Here is a 20,520-nt window from a genome sequence, read left to right as displayed (position 1 = left end):
GGGTGTGATGTTCGATCTCTTCCACAATCTGGGCCTTGGTTTCGGTGTGGTGTTTCAGATCTCCTGGTGGTCACCCTGGTGGCTCTACGGTCTGTCGCTCCCGATCTCGATCAATATTCTCATGTGCCTGATTGGCGCATTGGTTGGCACACTGGTCGGCGTGCTGCCCGGTATCGGCACCGTCGCAACCGTGGCGATGCTCCTGCCGATCACGTTCGGATTGCCGCCGGTCGGCGCGCTGATCATGCTCGCCGGCATCTATTATGGTGCCCAGTACGGCGGCTCCACCACCTCGATCCTGGTCAATATTCCCGGTGAGGCGACGTCGGTCGTTACCGCCATCGACGGTCACCAGATGGCGAAGCAAGGCCGTGCCGGCCCGGCGCTGGCGATCGCGGCGATCGGCTCGTTCTTCGCCGGATGCGTTGCGACCGTGCTCATCGCCGTGCTCGGTGCGCCGCTGACCAAGCTCGCTCTGGCGTTCGGCCCGGCGGAATATTTCTCGCTGATGGTGCTCGGCCTGATCTTTGCGGTGGTGCTGGCCAAGGGCTCGGTCCTGAAAGCGATCGCGATGATCGTGTTCGGCCTGATGCTGTCGATGGTCGGCTCCGACATCGAGACCGGCGCCTCGCGCATGGCGTTCAACATTCCGGAGCTTGCCGACGGTCTCGGCTTTGCGACGGTGGCGATGGGCGTGTTCGGCTTCGCCGAGATCATCCGCAACCTCGACGCCGGCGCCGAGATGAACCGCGACCTCGTGCAGCAGAAGATCACCGGCCTGATGCCGACCAGGAAAGACCTGATCGACTCGGCGCCTGCGATCCTGCGCGGCACCGTGCTCGGATCGATCCTCGGTATCCTGCCGGGCGGCGGCGCGGTCATCGCGTCCTTTGCGTCCTACACGCTCGAGAAGAAGATCGCCAAGAACCCGTCGCGGTTCGGCCGCGGTGCGATCGAAGGCGTGGCGGCGCCGGAAAGCGCCAACAATGCCGCGGCGCAGACCTCCTTCATCCCGCTGCTGACACTCGGCATCCCGCCCAATGCCGTGATGGCGCTGATGGTGGGCGCGATGACCATCCACGGCATCGTGCCCGGTCCGCAGGTGATGCAGAAGCAGCCGGAGCTGGTTTGGGGCATGATCGCCTCGATGTGGATTGGCAATCTGATGCTGATCATCATCAACCTGCCGCTGGTCGGAATCTGGGTGCGGCTGTTGCGCGTCCCTTACCGGCTGATGTTCCCCTCGATCGTGATCTTCTGCGCGATCGGCATCTACTCGGTGAACAACGCGCCGGTCGACGTCATCCTGGCAGGCGTGTTCGGTCTGGTCGGCTACTGGCTGATCAAGCACGATTTCGAGCCGGCGCCGCTGCTGCTCGGCATGGTGCTCGGACCGCTGATGGAAGAGAACCTGCGCCGCGCGCTGCTGATCTCGCGCGGCGACTGGAGCGTGTTCCTGACGCGTCCGCTGTCGGCCGTGCTGCTCGGCATCGCCGCTTTCCTCCTGGTGCTCACGGTGCTGCCGGCGTTGCGTGCCAAGCGCGACGAGGTGTTCACCGAATCCGAAAACTAGGGGCGCCGCCAGCGTCGGCGCGCCGTGACCCGAACCCAAGCCGGCAAGTTGGCCAGCAGGATCAATCTGATAGACAAGGGGCGGGACGCTGAGTTCCGCCCCTTGTCGTTTGCACCGGGAGCGCTCACTTTTCCGGGTATAATGCGCATGGATGGCGAATCGCCGCTGTCGCAGCGCGGGGGCGGCCGCTAAGTTCGCCGCCTCCCCAAAGGCTCACGCACATGCACCAGTATCAGGACCTGCTCGAGCGGATTCTTTCAGACGGCGCCGAAAAGACCGACCGGACCGGCACCGGCACGCTGTCGGTGTTCGGCCATCAGATGCGCTTCAACCTGTCCGCCGGTTTTCCGATGCTGACGACAAAGCGCCTGCCGCTGAAGGCGATCGTGCACGAACTGTTGTGGTTCCTGAAAGGCGATACCAACATCAAATATCTGCGCGACAACGGCGTCACCATCTGGGACGAGTGGGCCGACGCCAACGGCGATCTTGGCCCCGTCTACGGCCACCAGTGGCGCTCCTGGCCCGCGCCGGACGGACGCAGCATCGATCAGATCGCGAATGTGATCGACATGATCAAGCGCAACCCGGACTCGCGCCGCCTGATCGTCTCGGCCTGGAATCCGGCCGAGGTCGACAAGATGGCGTTGCCGCCGTGCCACTGCCTGTTCCAGTTCTATGTCGCCAACGGCAAGCTGTCGTGCCAGCTCTATCAGCGTTCGGCCGACGTGTTCCTCGGCGTCCCCTTCAACATCGCCTCCTACGCACTGCTCACCATGATGGTGGCGCAGGTCACGGGCTTGAAGCCCGGCGACTTCGTGCATTCGTTCGGTGACACCCATCTCTATTCCAACCATCTGGAGCAGGCGAAGCTCCAGCTCACGCGCGCACCGCGCGCGCTGCCGGTGATGCGGATCAACCCCGACGTGAAGGACATCTTCTCCTTCCGTTACGAGGACTTCGAGCTCGTCGGCTACGATCCGCATCCGCACATCAAGGCCGCGGTCGCGGTCTGAAGTCGATGCAGCTCAACATCCGCCGTGTGCGTCCCGGTGAGGCCGGGCTGGTTCTCGCTTTCATCCGCGAGCTCGCCGAGTACGAAAAACTTTCGCACGAGGTCGAGGCGACCGAGGCTGACATCGCCGACGCACTGTTCGGCGAACGACCGCAACTCCATTGCGCTCTCGCCGAGTGGAACGGCGAGCCGGTCGGCTTCGCGGTGTGGTTTGCGAATTTTTCGACGTTCAGCGGCCGCCACGGCATCTATCTCGAAGATTTGTATGTGCGGCCATCGCATCGGGGCAGGGGCCTCGGCAAGGCTCTGCTCGTGCACCTCGCCAGGGAATGCGTCGAGAACGGCTGGTCGCGGCTGCAATGGGCGGTGCTTGACTGGAACGCGCCGTCGATCGCGTTCTACAAATCGCTCGGTGCCATCATGCTGGAGGACTGGACGCTGTGCCGCGTCACCGGTCCGGCGCTGACGCGGCTTGCCGGGAGCGCGACCTGATGGAGATCGTCTTCGTCGTCGCGATCGCGGAGAACGGCGTCATCGGGGCCGGCAACGCAATGCCGTGGCGAATGAAATCCGACATGGCGCGCTTCAAGGCGCTCACGATCGGCAAGCCCGTGATCATGGGCCGCAGGACCTTCGAATCCCTGCCCCGGCCGCTTCCCGGCCGCACCAACATCGTCGTCACGCGCGATGCGGATTATCGCGCCGCCGGCGCCATCGTGACGACATCGACTGCCGCCGCAGACGCCATCGCGCGCGGCGATGCCCTGCGGCGTTCGGTCGCCGAGATCGCCGTGATTGGCGGCGCCGAAATCTTTCGGCAATGGCTCGATCGCGCCGATCGCCTCGAGATCACCGAAGTGCATGCCCGGCCCGAAGGCGACACGCATTTCGACATCGACAGGGCAGAGTGGGATGAGGTTGAACGCATCCGTCATCCTGCCGGACCCCACGACAGCGCCGACTACTCCTATGTGACATATCGTCGGCGGGCAGGCCATTAACCGCATTTGCCAATGTTAACATTGACTTTTCTGCCCCCAAGCTTAGCTCGGAGGGCGGCGAGGGCTGCGTTGTAAGGGACCTGCCTGTCCCCTATAAAGCCGGACCGGACAAAGCGGGCGGGGGCAATTTCACCCTGCCGAGGAGAGCGTCGAATGCCGTGGAAGAATCAGGGCGGTGGCCCATGGGGCTCGGGTCCGAAGGGACCATGGGGCAACGGCCCGCAACCGGTCGGGCCAAGGCCGCCGGATCTGGAAGATCTTCTGCGGCGCGGCCAGGATCGCCTCCAGCAGATCATGCCGGGTGGCTATTTCTCCGGCATCGGCATCACGCTGATCGTGCTGCTCATCGTCGCGTTCTGGCTGCTGTCGGGCTTCTTCCGGGTGCAGTCCGAAGAGCTCGGCGTCGTGCTGCGCTTCGGCAAGCATGTCCGCACCGTGGAGCCCGGCCTGAACTACCATCTGCCCTATCCAATCGAGACCGTGCTGCTGCCAAAGGCCTTGCGCGTTTCCACCATCTCCATCGGCATGACGCTGATCGACGACCCGGCGCGGCGCGGCCGCTCCATTCGTGACGTGCCGGAAGAGAGCCTGATGCTGACCGGCGACGAGAACATCGTCGACGTCGACTTCACCGTGCTCTGGCGCATCAAGCCCAACGGCGTCGGCGATTTCCTCTTCAACATCCAGAATCCCGAAGGCACCGTGAAGGCAGTCGCCGAGAGCGCGATGCGCGAGGTGATCGGCCGCTCGCAGATCCAGCCGATCCTGACCGGCGCGCGCAACGTTACCGAACAAGGCGTGCAGGAACTAATCCAGAAGACCCTGGACAGCTACGGCGCCGGCATTCAGATCAGCCAGGTGCAGATGCAGAAGGTCGACCCGCCGGCGCAGGTGATCGACGCCTTCCGCGACGTCCAGGCGGCGCGCGCCAATCTCGAGCAGCTGCAGAACGAGGCGCAGACGTATGCCAACCAGGTCGTGCCGCAGGCACGCGGGCGTGCGGCGCAGATCATGCAGGCCGCCGAAGGCTACAGGGAGCAGACCGTCGCCGAGGCCAAGGGCCAGAGCTCGCGCTTCCTGAAGGTTTACGAGGAATACAAGAAGGCCCCCGACGTGACGCGTGAACGGATTTATCTGGAGACGATGGAGCGCGTGCTCGGCGGTTCGGAAAAGCTCATTTATGACGGCGGCCAGTCGGGCCAGGGCGTCGTGCCTTATCTGCCGCTCAGCGAGTTGACTGCCAAGCGGCCGCCTGCAACCGGCCAGCAGACGACCGGAGGCAACCGATGAGATCTCCGGTCACAGGTATCGTCACGCTGCTCGGCCTCCTGCTCGTCGTGATCGTGGGCTACATGTCCCTGTTCACGGTGGCGCAGACCGAGCAGACCATCGTGCTGCAGTTCGGCAAGCCCGTCGATGTCGTTACCGCTCCCGGCCTGCACTTCAAGGCGCCGTGGAATTCGGTGATCAACATCGACAAGCGCATCCTCGATCTGGAGAACCCGTCGCAGGAAGCGATCGCGTCCGACCAGAAGCGGCTCGTGGTCGACGCCTTCGCGCGTTACCGCATCAAGGACGCGCTCCGCTTCTATCAGAGCATCGGCTCGATCCAGGCCGCCAACATCCAGCTCACCACGCTCTTGAACGCTGCGCTGCGCCGCGTGCTCGGCGAGGTCACCTTCATCAACGTGGTCCGCGACGACCGCGAGAAGCTGATGCAGCGCATCCGCGATCAGCTCGACCACGAGGCCGACGGCTACGGCATCCAGGTCGTCGACGTCCGGATCCGCCGCGCCGATCTGCCGGAGCAGAACAGCCAGGCGGTCTATCAGCGCATGAAGACGGAACGCGAGCGCGAAGCCGCCGAGTTCCGCGCGCAGGGCGGCCAGAAGGCCCAGGAGATCCGCTCCAAGGCCGACCGCGAGGCGACCGTGATCGAGGCGGATGCAAGGTCGCTGGCCGAGCAGACGCGCGGCGTCGGCGATGCCGAGCGCAACCGTCTGTTCGCCGAAGCCTACGGCCAGGACGCGGATTTCTTCGCCTTCTACCGTTCGATGGCGGCCTATGAGACCGGGCTGCGCGCGAACGACACCCGCTTCCTGCTGCGCCCGGACTCGGATTTCTTCCGGTTCTTTGGTAACCCGTCCGGCAAGACGGCGACCACGACGCCAGCGAAGCCGTAAGTGAGACAAGGGCGGCAAGTCCGGCCGCCCTTCGTCCAGACAAGAACAGCACAACGGGAGGTTCCAATCCGATGAGGTCCATTGCGTTCGCCGACTTCCTCATCGGTTTGGGCATCCTGTTCGTGCTGGAAGGCTTGATGTTCGCGGCAAGTCCGGCCTGGATGCGCAAGGCCATGAAAAGCGCGATGGCCACGCCGGATAACGTCCTGCGGGCGGTCGGCATTGGTTCGGCCGTGGCCGGCCTGGTCCTGATCTGGGTTATGCGACGTCCAATTTAGCCGTCGCACCAACGCCAAAGTGAAGGCGAGGGACCGGTTTTCGCCTTATTATCCGGGTCTTGAGGCCCGTTAAGGTCCGCGCTTGCGCCGTCCCCCCGTTCGAGCGCAGTCTTGACGTCGAATCCTTGTTTCCTGGAGATCACAATGACCGCTGCCACCATTGCCCCGACCCGTTTGCGCTTAGGGCTGGCCGCGCTCGCCGTTGGCGCTTTCAGCGCACTCGGCACACCGGCCTATGCGCGCGGACCGGATGGCATCGCCGACGTCGCCGAGAAGGTGATTGACGCGGTCGTCAACATCTCGACCTCGCAGACCGTCGAAGCCAAGGGCGGGGGCGGCGGCAGCAATGCCATGCCGCAACTGCCGCCCGGTTCGCCCTTCGAGGAGTTCTTCGACGACTTCTTCAAGAACCGCAAGGGTCCCGGCGGCGGCAGCAAGGGCGGCGAGAACAGCCCGGCGCCGCGCAAGACCAACTCGCTCGGAAGTGGCTTCATCATCGACACGTCAGGCGTCGTCGTCACCAACAACCATGTCATCGCGGACGCCGATGAGATTAACGTCATTCTCAACGACGGGACCAAGATCAAGGCCGAACTGGTCGGAGTCGACAAGAAGACCGACCTTGCCGTGCTCAAGTTCAAGCCGTCGAAGCCGCTGGTGTCGGTGAAGTTCGGTGATTCCGACAAGCTGCGCCTCGGCGACTGGGTCGTCGCGATCGGCAATCCTTTCAGCCTCGGCGGCACCGTGACGGCCGGTATCGTTTCGGCGAAGAACCGTGACATCTCCTCAGGTCCCTACGACAGCTACATTCAGACCGACGCCTCCATCAACCGCGGAAATTCCGGCGGTCCGCTGTTCAACCTCGATGGCGACGTCATCGGCGTCAACACGCTGATCATCTCGCCGTCCGGCGGCTCGATCGGCATCGGCTTCGCCGTACCGTCGAAGACGGTGGCGGGTGTCGTCGACCAGCTCCGCCAGTTCGGCGAATTGCGCCGCGGCTGGCTTGGCGTGCGCATCCAGAGCGTCACCGACGAGATCGCCGAGAGCCTCAACATCAAGCCGCCGCGCGGCGCGCTGGTTGCCGGTGTCGACGACAAGGGCCCGGCCAAACCGGCCGGCATCGAGCCCGGCGACGTCGTCGTCAAGTTCGACGGCAAGGACGTCAAGGACCCGAAGGATCTGTCTCGCGTGGTCGCCGACACGGCGGTCGGCAAGGAGGTCGACGTCGTCATCATCCGCAAGAGCCAGGAGGAAACCAAGAAGGTCACGCTCGGCCGGTTGCAGGATGCCGACAAGGTGCAGGCCGCGGTGAAGACCGACGAGCCTCCGCCTGAAAAGACCGTGACACAGAAGGCGCTCGGCCTCGATCTCGCCGCGCTGAGCAAGGACCTGCGTGCGCGCTACAAGATCAAGGACAGCGTCAAGGGCGTGGTCGTCACCAATGTCGACGCCAATTCGGATGCCGCCGAGAAGCGCCTCTCGGCCGGCGACGTCATTGTCGAGGTGGCGCAGGAGGCCGTCTCCAGCGGCGCCGACATCCAGAAACGGGTCGACCAGCTCAAGAAAGACGGCAAGAAATCGGTGCTGCTGCTGGTGTCGAACGCCGACGGCGAGCTGCGTTTTGTCGCGCTGAGCGTGCAGTAAGAGCGCTCGCTTTCACCTCTCGTCATGGCCGGGCTTGACCCGGCCGTCCACGCCTTGCCATGCGGACGAGCGTAACGTGGATGCCCGGGACAAGCCCGGGCATGACGGCGGAGAGGAGGAGGCTACGCCTCCACGAACTCCTCGCGCCGATACCCCTGCGCATACAGCAGCGCGGTGAGATCGCCATGATCGATCCGCGCCGCGGCTGCGGCCGCGACCGCCGGCTTCGCATGATACGCCACGCCCAGCCCCGCCGCCTGGATCATCGCGAGATCATTGGCGCCGTCGCCGACCGCCAGCGAGTCGACGTCGTCGAGATCGAACGACTCCATCAGATCCACCAGCGTCGCGAGCTTTGCCGCGCGCCCCAAAATCGGCTCCTTCACCTCGCCAGTGAACTTGCCGTCGCGGACGACGAGCTCGTTGGCGCGGTTCTCCTGGAAACCGATCCTGGTGGCGACCGCGCTGGTGAAAAGCGTGAAGCCGCCGGAGACGAGGCAGGCATAGGCGCCATGGGCGCGCATGGTCGCGACCAGTTCGCGGCCACCCGGCGTCAGCGTAATGCGCTTGGCCAGCACCTCGTCGACGGCACTGGCGGGAAGGTCCTTGAGCAGCGCGACGCGCTCGCGCAGCGCCGGCTCGAACTCGATCTCGCCGCGCATCGCGCGCTCGGTGATGGCGGCCACATGGGCCTTCACCCCGACGAAATCGGCGAGCTCGTCGATGCATTCCTGACCGATCATGGTGGAATCCATGTCGGCGAGAAAAAGCTTCTTGCGCCGGAAGCCGACTGGCTGCACCACGATGTCGATGGGCAGGTCGCCGCGAAGCTCGCGGAGCCGCTGCTCGATGGCGTGACGGTCGCCTTCGAGGTTACTGTCGGCGCCGAATGGGATGTCGACTGCAACCCCGTCGAACAGCCAGTGCGCGGGAGCTGCCTGAGGCAGCACGGCGCGGGCGCCGTCGACGATGGTGGAGTCGAGCGCGGGATTATTCGGGTTGCAGATCAGCGTGGCAACGAGGGACATTTGAGGTTTTCGTGAGCGAGGGGCAAGTCGGCAGAAGGCATGTTGGCAAGGCGGTGCTTATCGCAGGCCCGACCGCCAGCGGCAAGTCGGCGCTGGCGCTCGAGCTTGCGCTCGCTGCGGGCGGGGTCGTGATCAATGCCGATTCCATGCAGGTCTACCGCGACCTCCGCATCATCACCGCGCGCCCTACAGATGGCGACGAGGCGCGGGTGCCCCATCGCCTCTACGGCCATGTCGATGCGGCCGTGAATTTTTAGGCTGGCGCCTGGGTGGGCGACGCGGCCAAGGCGCTCGAAGAGGCGAAAGCCGAAGGCCGCCTGCCGATCTTCATCGGCGGCACCGGGCTGTACTTCAAGGCGCTGACGGCGGGTCTTTCCGTGGTGCCGCCGATCCCCACCGAGGTGCGCGAGGGCGTTCGAGCGCGGCTGGAGCGGAACGGCGTCGAGGCGCTGCATGCGGAACTCGCAGCCTCCGATCCGCGAGCCGCCGAGCGATTGAACCCGCGTGATCGCATGCGCATTGCGCGCGCGCTCGAAGTGGTCGAAGCCACCGGCCGTTCGCTGCTGGACTGGCATCATGAGGGCCAGCCGCCGCTCTTGCCCAAGGACAGTTTTCGGGCGGTGTTCCTCGCGCCCGAGCGCGACGAGCTCTATGCGCGCATCGACGCCCGCTTCGACGCCATGTTGGGTGCCGGCGCGCTAGAGGAGGCGGTGCGTCTCGCCGCCCGAAACCTCGATCCGCTGCTGCCGGCGATGAAGGCTCATGGCGTGCCGGCGCTAATCCGGCATCTGCGCGGTGAGCTCAACCTGGAGCAGGCGGCTACCATCGGCCGCGCCGACACCCGCCACTACGCCAAGCGGCAGTTCACCTGGTTCCGGCACCAATTGCCCGAATTCGAGTGGGTGAAGCCGGGGGAGATTCGGGGCTGGCTGGCGGCGATCGTGAACGCGGCGCGGGACCAAGGCTGACACGCTTTTGTGCCTCGGCTCCCGAATTTACCTCTCGCCCAACCCCGGGAACACCGCTACACTGCCAAAATCGCGCGGGAACGGCCGCATTGCCTTGACATCGGGGCGCTGGCCGCTATGTTTCGCGCAACCTTTGGGAAGCCGGGCACCTGCCATGCGTAACATTATTACCAAACTCCTTATCGCCGTCGTACCCAGGCACACCGCCGGGGGTGGCTAGCTGCCATCCACATGACAGGCGGTGTGCATGGGCCCTCTTCGGGGCCTTTTTTATTTCCGAAAACCCGACACGAACGAAGCCGCTGACAACAGCGCATCCGGAGCAAGCCAATGAGCGACAAGAGCCACGATCCGAACCAGATGACCGGCGCCGCGATGATCGTCCGCGCGCTCATCGATCATGGCGTGACCGACATTTTCGGCTACCCCGGCGGCGCGGTGCTCCCGATCTACGACGAGATCTTCCAGCAGAGCGAGGTCCAGCACATCCTGGTCCGCCACGAGCAGGGTGCGGGTCACGCCGCCGAGGGCTATGCGCGTTCGACCGGCCGGCCCGGCGTTGCCCTGGTGACCTCCGGTCCCGGCGCCACCAACATGGTGACGCCGCTCACCGACGCGCTGATGGACTCGATCCCGCTGGTCTGCATCTCCGGCCAGGTGCCGACGCATCTGATCGGCAACGACGCGTTCCAGGAATGCGACACCGTCGGCATCACGCGCCCCTGCACCAAGCACAATTGGCTGGTGCGCGACGTCAACGATCTCGCAAAGGTGCTGCACGAGGCGTTTTACGTTGCGACTACGGGTCGACCGGGCCCGGTGCTCGTCGACGTGCCCAAGGACGTGCAGTTCGCGACCGGCACCTATCATCCGCCGCGCAAATCCGACGTGCATCGCTCCTACGCGCCGCGGGTGAAGGGCGATGCGACGCAGATCCGCAAGGCCGTGGCGCTGCTCTCAGGCGCCAAGCGCCCCGTAATCTACAGCGGCGGCGGCGTGATCAATTCCGGCCCTGAAGCCACCAGGCTGCTGCGCGAGCTGGTCGAGGTCACCGGCTTTCCGATCACCTCCACGCTGATGGGCCTCGGCGCATATCCCGCCTCGGGCAAGAGCTGGCTCGGCATGCTCGGCATGCACGGCACCTACGAAGCCAACATGACCATGCATGATTGCGACGTCATGCTGTGCGTCGGTGCGCGCTTCGACGACCGCATCACCGGCCGCGTCGATGCGTTCTCGCCGGGCTCGAAGAAGATCCACATCGACATCGACCCGTCCTCGATCAACAAGAACATCCGCGTCGACGTGCCGATCATCGGCGACTGCGGCAACATTCTCGGCGACATTCTCCAGGTGTTCAAGGCGGAGGCGAAGAAGCCCGACATCAAGGCCTGGTGGCAGCAGATCGCGCAGTGGCGCGCCCGCAACTCGCTCTATTACAGGAAGAGCAACGACGTCATCCTGCCGCAGCACGCGATCCAGAGCCTGTTCGAGGCGACGCGCGGCAGGGACACCTACATCACCACCGAGGTTGGCCAGCATCAGATGTGGGCCGCGCAGTTCTACGGCTTCGAGGAGCCGCATCGCTGGATGACCTCGGGCGGTCTCGGCACCATGGGCTACGGCCTGCCGGCCGCGGTTGGCGTGCAGGTTGCCCATCCCGACAGCCTCGTCATCGACATCGCGGGTGATGCCTCGGTGCAGATGACGATGCAGGAGATGTCGACGGCTGTGCAGTACGAGCTGCCGATCAAGATCTTCATTCTGAACAACCAGTACATGGGCATGGTGCGGCAGTGGCAGCAGCTGCTCCATGGCAACCGCCTGTCGCATTCCTATTCGGAGGCGATGCCGGACTTCGTCAAGCTCGCGGAAGCCTACGGCGGCGTCGGCCTCCAGGTGCACAAGCCCGGTGATCTCGACGGAGCCATCCAGGAGATGATCTCGGTCAAGCGCCCGGTGCTGTTCGACTGCCGCGTCGCGTCGCTGGAAAACTGTTTCCCGATGATCCCCTCCGGCAAGGCGCACAACGAGATGCTGTTGCCGGAGCAGGCCAACGACGAAGCCACCGCGAAGGCGTTCGCCGGCGGTAAGGCGCTGGTGTGAGCGTGATGTTCGACCTGAACGAGCTCGAACGCGCACATGCGATCGTGGGGCAGGCGGTGCCGGCAACGCCGGCGCACGCCTGGCCGCTGCTCGCCGAGCGGCTCGGCACGCAGGTCGTGGTCAAGCACGAGAATCACACGCCGACGGGCGCCTTCAAGGTGCGCGGCGGGTTGGTCTATCTCGATCGGCTGAAGCGCGAACGGCCGAACATTCCGGGCATCATCTCGGCGACGCGCGGCAATCATGGCCAGAGCCTCGCCTTTGCGGCGAGCCGCCATGGCGTAACTGCCGTGATCTATGTGCCGCGCGGCAATTCGGTCGAGAAGAACCGCGCGATGAAGGCGTTCGGCGCCGAACTCGTTGAGCACGGCGAGGACTTTCAGGCCGCACGCGAGGAAGCCGGACGCCACGCGCAGTTCGCCGGGCTGCACATGGTGCCGTCGTTCCATACGGACCTGGTGCTGGGCGTGGCGACCTATGCGCTCGAATTGTTCCGGGCCGCGCCCGATCTCGACATCCTCTATGTGCCGATCGGGCAAGGCTCGGGGATCTGCGGCTGTATCATGGCGCGCGATCTGCTCGGCCTGAAGACCGAGATCGTGGGCGTGCAGTCGACCGAGGCGCCGTCCTACGCGCTGTCGTTCGCGGCGGGTCAGGTGGTGACCACCGAGACCAGCAACACGCTCGCGGACGGCATGGCGACGCGGATTCCCGATCCGGAAGCGCTCGCGGTCATCCTCAAGGGCGCCTCGCGTATCGTCCAGGTGACGGACGATGAAATCGCGCTCGCGATCCATGCGCTCTGGACCGACACGCATAACCTCGCCGAAGGCGCTGGCGCCGCCGCGCTCTCCGCGGCGCTTCAGGAAAAGACAACATTGTCGGGCAAGCGCGTCGGTCTCGTGCTGTCCGGCGGCAATATCGATTTCGATCTGTTCCGCGGTTGGGTCGGGACGGATGCGCCGGTCGCTCATCGGGCGACGGCGTAACGACGAGAATGAAGGGGACGACAATGAACCAGCCCGCATCCGCCTATTTCATCGAGGAGCGCCACGACCCGAACGAGACGCACACGCTTTCGGTGCTCGTGCAGAACGAGCCCGGCGTGCTCGCGCGCGTCATCGGCCTGTTCTCGGGGCGCGGCTACAATATCGAGAGCCTCACGGTCTCGGAGACCGAGAGCCAGAAGCATCTCTCGCGCATCACCATCGTCACCACGGGTACGCCCATGGTGATCGAGCAGATCAAGCATCAGCTCGACCGCATGATCCCGGTCTATCGCGTCGTCGACATGACGCTGACCAAGCGCTCGATCGAGCGCGAGCTGGCGATGGTCAAGGTGCGCGGGCAGGGCGAGCATCGCGTCGAGGCGCTGCGGCTGGCGGACGCGTTCCGCGCCCGCGTGATCGACGCCACCACCGAGAGCTTTGTGTTCGAGATCACAGGCAATACAGATAAGATCAATCAGTTTATCGACCTGATGCGTCCGCTTGGCCTCGTCGAAGTGTCGCGCACCGGTGTTGCCGCGATTGGTCGCGGGCCTGAAGGAATGTGAGCCATGCTGGCGCGCGACTGGTATTACAACGAGCGGAACCGGATAGGGATCGGGCCTGCAGTGGCCTCGATCTACGACAGTCATGACGATGCCGATCTACGGGCGCGCGCCGCGCTGAAAATGCTCGGCGTCCAGCGCGGCTGGCGCATTGCCGATATCGGTTGCGGCAACGGCGTGCTCGCGACCGAGGCGGCGCTGATGGGCGCCGAGGTCGATGCCATCGACATCTCGCCCGCGATGCTGGCGCTCGCCGAGATCTACGCGCGCGAGCGCAAGGCGCCCGTGCGCACGCAGTCCGCCGGCCTGCTCAGCTTCGCCTACCGGCCGGAATCCTATGACCTGATCGTCAGCGAGTTCACGCTGCACCATCTGCCGGATTTCTGGAAGGCGGTAGCCATGTCGCGGATCTATCGCGCGCTCAAGCCCGGTGCCACTTTCTATTTGCGCGACATCGTCTACGCCTCGATGCCCGATGCGCTCGAGCGCGACGTTGACCAATGGGCCGACTTTGAGATCAAGAACCACGATGTCCCGCGTGAAAGCGTCGTCACCCACATGCGCGACGAGTATTCCACTTTCGGCTGGGTCATGGAGCGGATGCTGACCGACGTCGGCTTCACGCTGGTCTCGGCCGATTACCACGCCCCGATGCACGGCACCTATCTGCTGCGGAAACCCAATTCCTCGACGTAACGGCCGGCGAGCAAGGCTCGACCAGAACAACAAACAGGGCTGCACGACAGGGCAGAACCGGGAACGACAATGAAGCCGGCCGACATCCTCATCGCCATCCTGGTGGCGGTCATCTGGGGGCTTGCCTTCGTGGCAAGCCGGATCGCGCTCGACGAATTTTCGCCGGAGCTGATGACGGCGATGCGCTTCACCATTGCCGCGGTGCCGTGCCTATTCATCCGCAAGCCCAAAGTCGCCTGGTCGCTCCTGATCGCGATCAGCTTCACGCTCTTTCTCGGCCAATTTCTGAGCCAGGCCTATGGCATCGCCAATGGCGTGCCGGTGGGGCTGACCAGCGTCGTCGTGCAGAGCCAGGCGCTGTTCACGATCGGCTTTGCCGCGATCGCATTCCGTGAGCGGCCGACGCCGGTGCAGACGCTGGGCATCGTCATCGCAGCCATCGGCCTTTTGATGATCTGCGGCACGGTCGGCTATGATTTCAGCGTCGGTGCCTTCGCCGTGCTGATGATCGCGCCGGTCAGCTTTGCGGTCGGCAATGTCCTGCTGCGCGGCGCCCGCGGCGTGCCGATGTTCGATCTGTTCGCCTGGTTGTGCCTCGCCACCGCGGTGCCGCTGTTCGCGCTCACGCTGGTGGTCAACGGACCGACGCCGACCTGGCAGTCGCTGGTCCACATGTCGCTCACCGGCCTCATTTGCCTGCTGTTGATCGGCGCCATCTCCACCAGCATCGCCTATTGGCTGTGGGGCCGGCTGCTGCGTGACTATCCCACCGCGCAAGTGGTGCCGTTCGCGCTGCTGGTGCCGTTCGTCGGCTCGGCTGCGTCCAGCATCGTGTTCGGCGAGCGGTTCGGCCCGCTGCGTCTCGCCGGCATGCTCACCGTGATCGGCGGTATCGCGGTGATGGTGCTCGCGAAGCGTCCGCAGGTCCTGCCGAAGACCGCTTGAGGTGACTATGGCCTATTCGCTCTTCTATGCCTTCCTCGCCTTTATGGTCGTGATGTATTTCACGCCCGGGCCGAACAACATCATGCTGCTGGCCTCGGGCCTGACCTACGGCTTTCGGCGCACCATCCCCCACATCGCCGGTATCGTCATCGGCTTTGCTTTCATGATCGCCGCCGTGGGTCTCGGGCTCGGTACAGTGTTTCTGGCCTATCCGATCCTTCAGACCATCCTGAAATACGCCGGCGCGGTCTATCTGATTTACCTTGCCGCCGTGATTGCTTTGTCCGGCCCGACCACGCCGGACGGCGAGACCGGCCGCGGCCCGATGACCTTCTGGGGCGCGGCGATGTTCCAGTGGATCAACGCCAAGGGCTGGGTGATCGTGATCGGCACAATCACCGCCTACGCGGCGATTGCCCAATTCCCCATCAATATCGCGATCCAGACCCTGGTCAGCCTACTCGTCGGCGCGGTCTCGACCGTGGTCTGGGTCCTGTTCGGCACTGCACTACGGCCGGTGTTGACCTCCGAGCGGCTGGTCCGCGCCTTCAACATCCTGATGGCGATCCTGCTGCTGGCGTCTCTCTACCCCGTCGTTATGGATGCATGATGCCTCAGCTTTCCATGCAGAAACGGGTTTCCCAGGGGGCCGAAAATGCTCTAGACAGCCCCCGAAATCCGCAAATTTCACCGTCCGAGACCTGACCGACAAGACCTGACCAACGGCCGATTCCGGCCCCTGAACGAGGAAACGACCATGCGTGTTTATTACGATCGCGACGCCGACCTGAACCTGATCAAGGGCAAGAAGGTCGTCATCGTCGGCTATGGCAGCCAGGGCCACGCCCATGCGCTGAACCTGAAGGATTCCGGCGTCAAGGACGTGGCGATTGCGCTCCGCAAGGGTTCGGCCTCGGCCAAGAAGGCGGAAGCTGCCGGCTTCAAGGTGATGGAAGTCGCCGAGGCCGCCAAATGGGCCGATCTGGTCATGATGCTGACCCCGGACGAGCTCCAGGGCGACATTTACCGCGAGCAACTGCACGACAACATGAAGAAGGGCGCCGCCCTCGTCTTCGCGCACGGTCTCAACGTCCACTTCAACCTGCTCGACCCGCGCGCCGATCTCGACGTTCTGATGATCGCGCCGAAGGGCCCCGGCCACACGGTGCGTTCGGAATACCAGCGTGGCGGCGGCGTGCCCTGCCTGATCGCGATCGCCAAGGACGTCTCGGGTAACGCCCACGACCTCGGCCTGTCCTACGCCTCCGCCGTCGGCGGCGGCCGTGCCGGCATCATCGAGACCACTTTCAAGGAAGAATGCGAGACCGACCTGTTCGGCGAGCAGGTCGTGCTCTGCGGCGGCCTGGTCGAGCTGATCAAGGGCGGCTACGAGACGCTGGTCGAAGCCGGCTACGCCCCGGAGATGGCCTATTTCGAGTGCCTGCACGAAGTGAAGCTGATCGTCGACCTGATCTATGAAGGCGGCATCGCCAACATGAACTACTCGATCTCCAACACCGCGGAGTACGGTGAGTACGTCACCGGCCCGCGCATCGTCACCGACGAGACCAAGAAGGAGATGAAGCGGGTTCTGAACGACATCCAGTCCGGCAAGTTCGCCCGCGACTGGATGCTCGAGAACAAGGTCAACCAGACCTCGTTCAAGGCGACCCGCGCCAAGCTCGCCGAGCACCCGATCGAGGAAGTCGGCGCCAAGCTGCGCGACATGATGCCCTGGATCAAGAAGGGCGCGCTGGTCGACAAGTCGAAGAACTAAGCGGCCGTTCGGATGCGGCGTATCGGTTGCGCCGCATCCGGACACGCGAGCGAAAACACAAGCTTCGCTCGCCAAACCAATTCTTAAATCTTCGCGATTATATTCGAGCGAGATCGCAACCAGCGGTCTCGCTCTTTTCGTCTCGCGCGAAGCATTGCTGCTTCATTCAAATTCTTCGCGAGCTGAAGTGCTCCCTGAGCATGAAGAACTGACGCTTAAACCACATTCTTGGTCTCGCGTTGTTTTCGGAATTTCTCAGAAGCTCCCGATCCTCAAAAGCCCAGCGTCTTCAGGGTCAAGGATTCGGCTCTTCATCCATACCTTCAGGATGCAATCAATCGCACGTCGCGAGGTTCGCACCTCGCTTCAACTTAAGAACTGACACCCGCGGCGTCTCCTTGAGCGGTGGACGGCATTGCGCCCCGGCACCTTTCGCCTGCATGATCGCGGGAGCTCTTGGGGAGGAAGATCATGCGATCCGTCGTCGTCACCGGCGCGTCCACTGGCATCGGCTGGGCCATTGCGAAGTTTCTGATCGGGCGCGGCTATCGTGTTTTCGGTAGTGTCCGCAAGCAGGCCGATGCGGATCGGCTCATGGGTGAATTCGGTACGAACTTCACGGCGCTGCTGTTCGACGTCACCGACGAGGCGGCGGTCCTCGCGGCTGCGCGAAAAGTCCGCGAGGCGCTGGGCGGCGAGACGCTGGCCGGTCTCGTCAACAACGCCGGCGTCGCGGTCGCCGGTCCCGTGCTCGAATTGTCGGTCGACGACTTTCGCCGGCAGATGGAGATCAACGTCATCGGCCCGGTCATCGCGACGCAGGCCTTTGGGCCGCTGCTGGGCGCCGACCCGTCGCTGGAGGGACCGAAGGGCCGGATCGTGATGATCAGCTCGGTCGCGGGCAAGAACGGCAATCCGTTGTCGGCGCCTTACTGCACGTCCAAGCATGCCATCGAAGGTCTGTCGGAGAGCTTGCGCCGCGAATTGATGCTGTTTGGCATCGACGTCATTATCGTCGCACCCGGCGCCGTCAAGACGCCGATCTGGAGCAAGGCCGAGCAGATCGATCTTTCGGTCTACCAGAACTCGCCTTATCTGCCGGCGCTGAACAAGGTCATGGCGTTCACGATGAAGCTCGGCGAGACCGGGCTGCCGGCCGAGCGGATTGCCGAGGTCGTTTTCGAGGCGCTCACCGCCGAGAGGCCCAAGGTTCGCTACCAGATCACGCCGGACCGGATGCGGCATTTGATGACGGCCACGCTGCCCAAGCGTGTGGTCGACCGCATCATCGCCAAGCGGCTCGGGCTGCTGCCGCAGGGCTGAGCCTCCGAGGTGAGACCATTGCCGGACAGGTGATCAATTTCCGATCGTGGGAGCGTCTTGAGATGCCGGCTTATGTGATTTTCGACGTCGAGATCAGGGATTTGCAGCAGTACCAAAGCTTCATGTTGGGCGTGAAGCCCGCCCTGGAGGCCGCTGGAGCTCGATATCTGGCGCGAGGGGGCGCCCACTAGGTCTACGAGGGAGACTGGCAGCCCCGCAGGATCGTTCTGCTGGAATTCCCATCCGTCGCAGCTTGGGAGGCATTTTACACAGGCGCGACCTACCAGGGACTCAAAGCGGTCCGGGACGCTTGCAGTTCTGCCCGCCTGGTCAGCGTCGAAGGCCTCGACTAGACGGCAAGTCGGTTCTGCACTGCGGGATTTGCCCTAGGGACGAATTGGGCCCGGAGACCGATCGGCTTCCGCTAACATTAAGCGAAGGTCGGACCGCGACACGCGTTGCTTGTCCGTGACCGTTCAATTACAGTTTTATGACACGGTGCAGGCCTTCCGGCTGCGCCGAACGCCGCAGGCCCGGTCAGCCGGCTCGGCATCACCGTGCCGGACCAGCAGTTGCGTGTCGTCGATGGCGTCCGCGCCCAATCCAGGTCCTTCTGGCACGACCGCCGTGCTGGCAAGCGTCGCTGCGCTCGGCATCTGGCGGCTGCTCGCGGTTGCAGCGCCGCATCTCGCGGCGCTCGTCCTGATGTACGAGACCGAGACGGATTTCGGCGCACGGCTCTCCTTCGTGCTGGCCTGGGGCATCCTCAACTTCTTCTGGATCGCGCTGCTGCGGCGGCCGGCGCTCTCGGGTGCGCTGTCGCTGACTATGGTCGTGGTGCTGGTGCTGCTGTCACGGCTGAAGCACGACGTCGTGCAGATGACGGCCAACTTCATCGACCTGATGATGATCGACCGCGACACGGTGGCGTTCCTGTTCACGATCTTCCCGAATTTGCGCTGGTCGGTGATCGGGGCCGGCCTGGTCACGCTGCCGCTGATGTATGCGCTGTGGTGGCTCGACCCATTCCGCATCCGTAGGCTACCGGCGCTCGCCTCGATGCTCGCCTGCCTCGCCGCGCTGGTCGGCTATTCGCTCTACCATCCGGACGAGGCTTGGCGCGGCTATTACGACGACGGCTATCTCTCGAAGTTCTTCCGCTCCGGCGTCAGCGCGGTCTCCGACTTCGCGCAATACGGCTTCATGGAGTCGGCCGCTTCGACCAACGAACGGCTCAACATGCCGCTGGTCGATGCCTGCCATCCTGCCGGCCGGCGGCCGAACATCATCATGGTCCATGATGAATCGAGCTTCGACATCCGCGCCGCGCAGGGCATCAAGGTGCCGGCCGGCTACGGCAGCCATTTCAAATCCTGGGACGGCAAGGAGCGCGCGTTCCTGGCCGAGAGCAATGGCGGGCCGAGCTGGTTCACCGAATACAACGTGCTCGCGGGGTTGTCGTCGCGCTCGTTCGGCCGCTTCGCCTATTTCGTGACGCGCATTGCAACAGGCCGTGTCGAGCGCGGCCTGCCGCTGGCGCTGCGCCGCTGCGGCTACGACACGATGTCGCTGTACCCCGCCTATGGCGGCTTCATGGCCGCGCGCAGCTTTCAGGTGACGACCGGCATCGAACGCTTTCTCGACTCCAAGGATCTCGGCGCCAAGGATGTCGAGCCGGATAGCTTCTTCTACGACAAGGCGCTCCGGCTGATGGGCGAGCGGACGCCGAACAAGCCGCTGTTCACCTTCATCTATCTCGGCGCCAATCATTTCCCCTGGGAGACGCGCTTCCGCCCGGATCTGCTGCCGAACTGGCGCGCACCGGGCAATGTGCCGTCCATCGACGAGTACCTGCGGCGGCAGGCGATGAGCGCCGAGCAGTACAACGCTTTCCTCGCGGGCTTGAAGAAGAAATTTCCCGGCGAACCCTTCCTGATCGTGCGCTACGGCGATCATCAGCCGGAATTCGCGCCCGGTATCCTCGAGCCCGGGCTCGACGAGGGCGCTCTCGGCAAGAAGCTCGACGCCTACGACGCACGTCTCTACGCGACTTACTACGCGATCGACGCCGTCAATTTCGAGCCGGTGAAAAGCGAGGCCGTGATGGACACGGTCGACGGCCCGTATCTGCCGCTGGTCATCCAGGAAGCCGCCGGCATCCCGCTCGATCCGTCCTTCGCCGAGCAGAAGGAGATCATGCTCCGCTGCAAGGGCATATTCTACGGATGCAAGGACGGGGCCGAAGCGCGCCGGCTTAACCGGCTGCTGATCGATGCGGGGATGATCAGGGGGCTGTAGCGTCTCTCCAACGTCGTGCAGGGGGAGGGCCCGGCGCCCAACCGGGGACCCCCCCCCCCCCCGATCCCCAAGGCCATTAGCCCCAGCCCCCCGGTTATCCCGCGCGCGTGGGGCCCCGGCGTGGGAGCGG

General features: G+C 64.4%; 18 protein-coding genes and 2 pseudogenes. 19 read left to right on the top strand and 1 reads right to left on the bottom strand.

Annotation, left to right across the window (positions count from 1 at the left end; all coding sequences use genetic code 11):
- The first annotated feature begins 7 nt into the window (after positions 1–7).
- The 8 genes from AC0L23_RS15505 to AC0L23_RS15470 all read left to right on the top strand — a co-directional run bounded on the left by AC0L23_RS15505 (position 8) and on the right by AC0L23_RS15470 (position 7,697).
- Entirely contained in the window at positions 8–1,573 is a 1,566-nt protein-coding gene (locus AC0L23_RS15505; protein ID WP_018454333.1) for a tripartite tricarboxylate transporter permease, read from the top strand.
- 221 nt (positions 1,574–1,794) lie between these two features.
- On the top strand, positions 1,795–2,589 hold the full coding sequence (locus AC0L23_RS15500) for a thymidylate synthase (protein ID WP_007613362.1): 795 nt from the start codon (positions 1,795–1,797) through the stop codon (positions 2,587–2,589).
- 5 nt (positions 2,590–2,594) lie between these two features.
- Positions 2,595–3,080 (top strand): GNAT family N-acetyltransferase, encoded by a 486-nt coding sequence (locus AC0L23_RS15495; protein ID WP_018454334.1) that lies wholly within the window; start codon positions 2,595–2,597, stop codon positions 3,078–3,080.
- Positions 3,080–3,589 (top strand): dihydrofolate reductase, encoded by a 510-nt coding sequence (locus AC0L23_RS15490; RefSeq protein WP_018454335.1) that lies wholly within the window; start codon positions 3,080–3,082, stop codon positions 3,587–3,589. Before AC0L23_RS15495 ends, AC0L23_RS15490 begins: the two co-directional genes overlap by 1 nt.
- A 153-nt stretch (positions 3,590–3,742) precedes the next feature.
- Positions 3,743–4,879 carry an FtsH protease activity modulator HflK gene (gene hflK, locus AC0L23_RS15485; protein WP_007600977.1) on the top strand — a complete coding sequence of 379 codons (1,137 nt, stop codon included), beginning with the start codon at positions 3,743–3,745 and terminating at the stop codon, positions 4,877–4,879.
- The gene (hflC, locus tag AC0L23_RS15480; protein WP_018454336.1) at positions 4,876–5,772 is read left to right on the top strand and encodes a protease modulator HflC; all 897 of its coding nucleotides are present in this window, start codon (positions 4,876–4,878) and stop codon (positions 5,770–5,772) included. Before hflK ends, hflC begins: the two co-directional genes overlap by 4 nt.
- Positions 5,773–5,843: 71 nt before the next feature.
- A complete protein-coding gene (locus AC0L23_RS15475) occupies positions 5,844–6,050 on the top strand; it encodes a DUF2065 domain-containing protein (protein WP_018454337.1) in 207 nt (68 codons plus the stop codon).
- Between the two features lie 144 nt (positions 6,051–6,194).
- A complete protein-coding gene (locus AC0L23_RS15470) occupies positions 6,195–7,697 on the top strand; it encodes a Do family serine endopeptidase (protein ID WP_018454338.1) in 1,503 nt (500 codons plus the stop codon).
- A 122-nt stretch (positions 7,698–7,819) separates the two neighbouring features.
- Here AC0L23_RS15470 and serB read toward each other — a convergent pair whose 3' ends face one another.
- Positions 7,820–8,725, bottom strand: a complete 906-nt coding sequence (gene serB, locus AC0L23_RS15465; protein WP_085385117.1) for a phosphoserine phosphatase SerB — start codon at positions 8,723–8,725, stop codon at positions 7,820–7,822.
- An 11-nt stretch (positions 8,726–8,736) separates the two neighbouring features.
- Here serB and miaA point away from each other — a divergent pair.
- The 11 genes and pseudogenes from miaA (at position 8,737) to AC0L23_RS15410 (ending at position 20,390) form a co-directional block, all read left to right on the top strand.
- Positions 8,737–9,693 (top strand): annotated as a pseudogene (gene miaA, locus AC0L23_RS15460) (tRNA (adenosine(37)-N6)-dimethylallyltransferase MiaA).
- A 330-nt stretch (positions 9,694–10,023) separates the two neighbouring features.
- Positions 10,024–11,799, top strand: coding sequence for an acetolactate synthase 3 large subunit (locus tag AC0L23_RS15455; protein ID WP_085385119.1), 1,776 nt, complete (start codon positions 10,024–10,026; stop codon positions 11,797–11,799).
- Positions 11,800–11,804: 5 nt separating this feature from the next.
- On the top strand, positions 11,805–12,788 hold the full coding sequence (locus AC0L23_RS15450) for a threonine dehydratase (RefSeq protein ID WP_085350263.1): 984 nt from the start codon (positions 11,805–11,807) through the stop codon (positions 12,786–12,788).
- Between the two features lie 23 nt (positions 12,789–12,811).
- Positions 12,812–13,354 carry an acetolactate synthase small subunit gene (gene ilvN / locus AC0L23_RS15445; RefSeq protein WP_007613340.1) on the top strand — a complete coding sequence of 181 codons (543 nt, stop codon included), beginning with the start codon at positions 12,812–12,814 and terminating at the stop codon, positions 13,352–13,354.
- A gap of 3 nt (positions 13,355–13,357) precedes the next feature.
- Positions 13,358–14,047, top strand: coding sequence for a class I SAM-dependent methyltransferase (locus AC0L23_RS15440; RefSeq protein WP_085385120.1), 690 nt, complete (start codon positions 13,358–13,360; stop codon positions 14,045–14,047).
- Between the two features lie 69 nt (positions 14,048–14,116).
- The gene (locus AC0L23_RS15435; RefSeq protein ID WP_473357097.1) at positions 14,117–14,992 is read left to right on the top strand and encodes an EamA family transporter; all 876 of its coding nucleotides are present in this window, start codon (positions 14,117–14,119) and stop codon (positions 14,990–14,992) included.
- 7 nt (positions 14,993–14,999) lie between these two features.
- Positions 15,000–15,602 (top strand): LysE family translocator, encoded by a 603-nt coding sequence (locus AC0L23_RS15430; protein WP_085385122.1) that lies wholly within the window; start codon positions 15,000–15,002, stop codon positions 15,600–15,602.
- 147 nt (positions 15,603–15,749) lie between these two features.
- On the top strand, positions 15,750–16,769 hold the full coding sequence (gene ilvC, locus AC0L23_RS15425) for a ketol-acid reductoisomerase (RefSeq protein ID WP_085385123.1): 1,020 nt from the start codon (positions 15,750–15,752) through the stop codon (positions 16,767–16,769).
- A 471-nt stretch (positions 16,770–17,240) separates the two neighbouring features.
- The gene (locus AC0L23_RS15420) at positions 17,241–18,092 is read left to right on the top strand and encodes an SDR family oxidoreductase (protein WP_473357096.1); all 852 of its coding nucleotides are present in this window, start codon (positions 17,241–17,243) and stop codon (positions 18,090–18,092) included.
- A gap of 62 nt (positions 18,093–18,154) precedes the next feature.
- A pseudogene (locus tag AC0L23_RS15415) lies at positions 18,155–18,445 on the top strand (DUF1330 domain-containing protein).
- Positions 18,446–18,677: 232 nt separating this feature from the next.
- Positions 18,678–20,390 (top strand): sulfatase-like hydrolase/transferase, encoded by a 1,713-nt coding sequence (locus AC0L23_RS15410; protein WP_085385124.1) that lies wholly within the window; start codon positions 18,678–18,680, stop codon positions 20,388–20,390.
- Positions 20,391–20,520 lie beyond the last annotated feature (130 nt).

The organism is Bradyrhizobium sp. MI1.4 (assembly GCF_055811315.1).
Note: the sequence above shows the minus strand (reverse complement) of the source record. Positions and strands in the feature narration are given on the sequence as shown.

Coding starts and splice junctions, on each gene's coding strand:
- AC0L23_RS15420 (WP_473357096.1), top strand. CDS start 17,241: ATGCGATCCGTCGTCGTCACCGGCGCGTCCACTGGCATCGGCTGGGCC.
- AC0L23_RS15475 (WP_018454337.1), top strand. CDS start 5,844: ATGAGGTCCATTGCGTTCGCCGACTTCCTCATCGGTTTGGGCATCCTG.
- AC0L23_RS15435 (WP_473357097.1), top strand. CDS start 14,117: ATGAAGCCGGCCGACATCCTCATCGCCATCCTGGTGGCGGTCATCTGG.
- AC0L23_RS15430 (WP_085385122.1), top strand. CDS start 15,000: ATGGCCTATTCGCTCTTCTATGCCTTCCTCGCCTTTATGGTCGTGATG.
- AC0L23_RS15470 (WP_018454338.1), top strand. CDS start 6,195: ATGACCGCTGCCACCATTGCCCCGACCCGTTTGCGCTTAGGGCTGGCC.
- AC0L23_RS15505 (WP_018454333.1), top strand. CDS start 8: ATGTTCGATCTCTTCCACAATCTGGGCCTTGGTTTCGGTGTGGTGTTT.
- ilvN (WP_007613340.1), top strand. CDS start 12,812: ATGAACCAGCCCGCATCCGCCTATTTCATCGAGGAGCGCCACGACCCG.
- AC0L23_RS15500 (WP_007613362.1), top strand. CDS start 1,795: ATGCACCAGTATCAGGACCTGCTCGAGCGGATTCTTTCAGACGGCGCC.
- hflC (WP_018454336.1), top strand. CDS start 4,876: ATGAGATCTCCGGTCACAGGTATCGTCACGCTGCTCGGCCTCCTGCTC.
- AC0L23_RS15455 (WP_085385119.1), top strand. CDS start 10,024: ATGAGCGACAAGAGCCACGATCCGAACCAGATGACCGGCGCCGCGATG.
- AC0L23_RS15410 (WP_085385124.1), top strand. CDS start 18,678: ATGGCGTCCGCGCCCAATCCAGGTCCTTCTGGCACGACCGCCGTGCTG.
- AC0L23_RS15490 (WP_018454335.1), top strand. CDS start 3,080: ATGGAGATCGTCTTCGTCGTCGCGATCGCGGAGAACGGCGTCATCGGG.
- serB (WP_085385117.1), bottom strand. CDS start 8,725: ATGTCCCTCGTTGCCACGCTGATCTGCAACCCGAATAATCCCGCGCTC.
- AC0L23_RS15440 (WP_085385120.1), top strand. CDS start 13,358: ATGCTGGCGCGCGACTGGTATTACAACGAGCGGAACCGGATAGGGATC.
- AC0L23_RS15450 (WP_085350263.1), top strand. CDS start 11,805: ATGTTCGACCTGAACGAGCTCGAACGCGCACATGCGATCGTGGGGCAG.
- hflK (WP_007600977.1), top strand. CDS start 3,743: ATGCCGTGGAAGAATCAGGGCGGTGGCCCATGGGGCTCGGGTCCGAAG.
- ilvC (WP_085385123.1), top strand. CDS start 15,750: ATGCGTGTTTATTACGATCGCGACGCCGACCTGAACCTGATCAAGGGC.
- AC0L23_RS15495 (WP_018454334.1), top strand. CDS start 2,595: ATGCAGCTCAACATCCGCCGTGTGCGTCCCGGTGAGGCCGGGCTGGTT.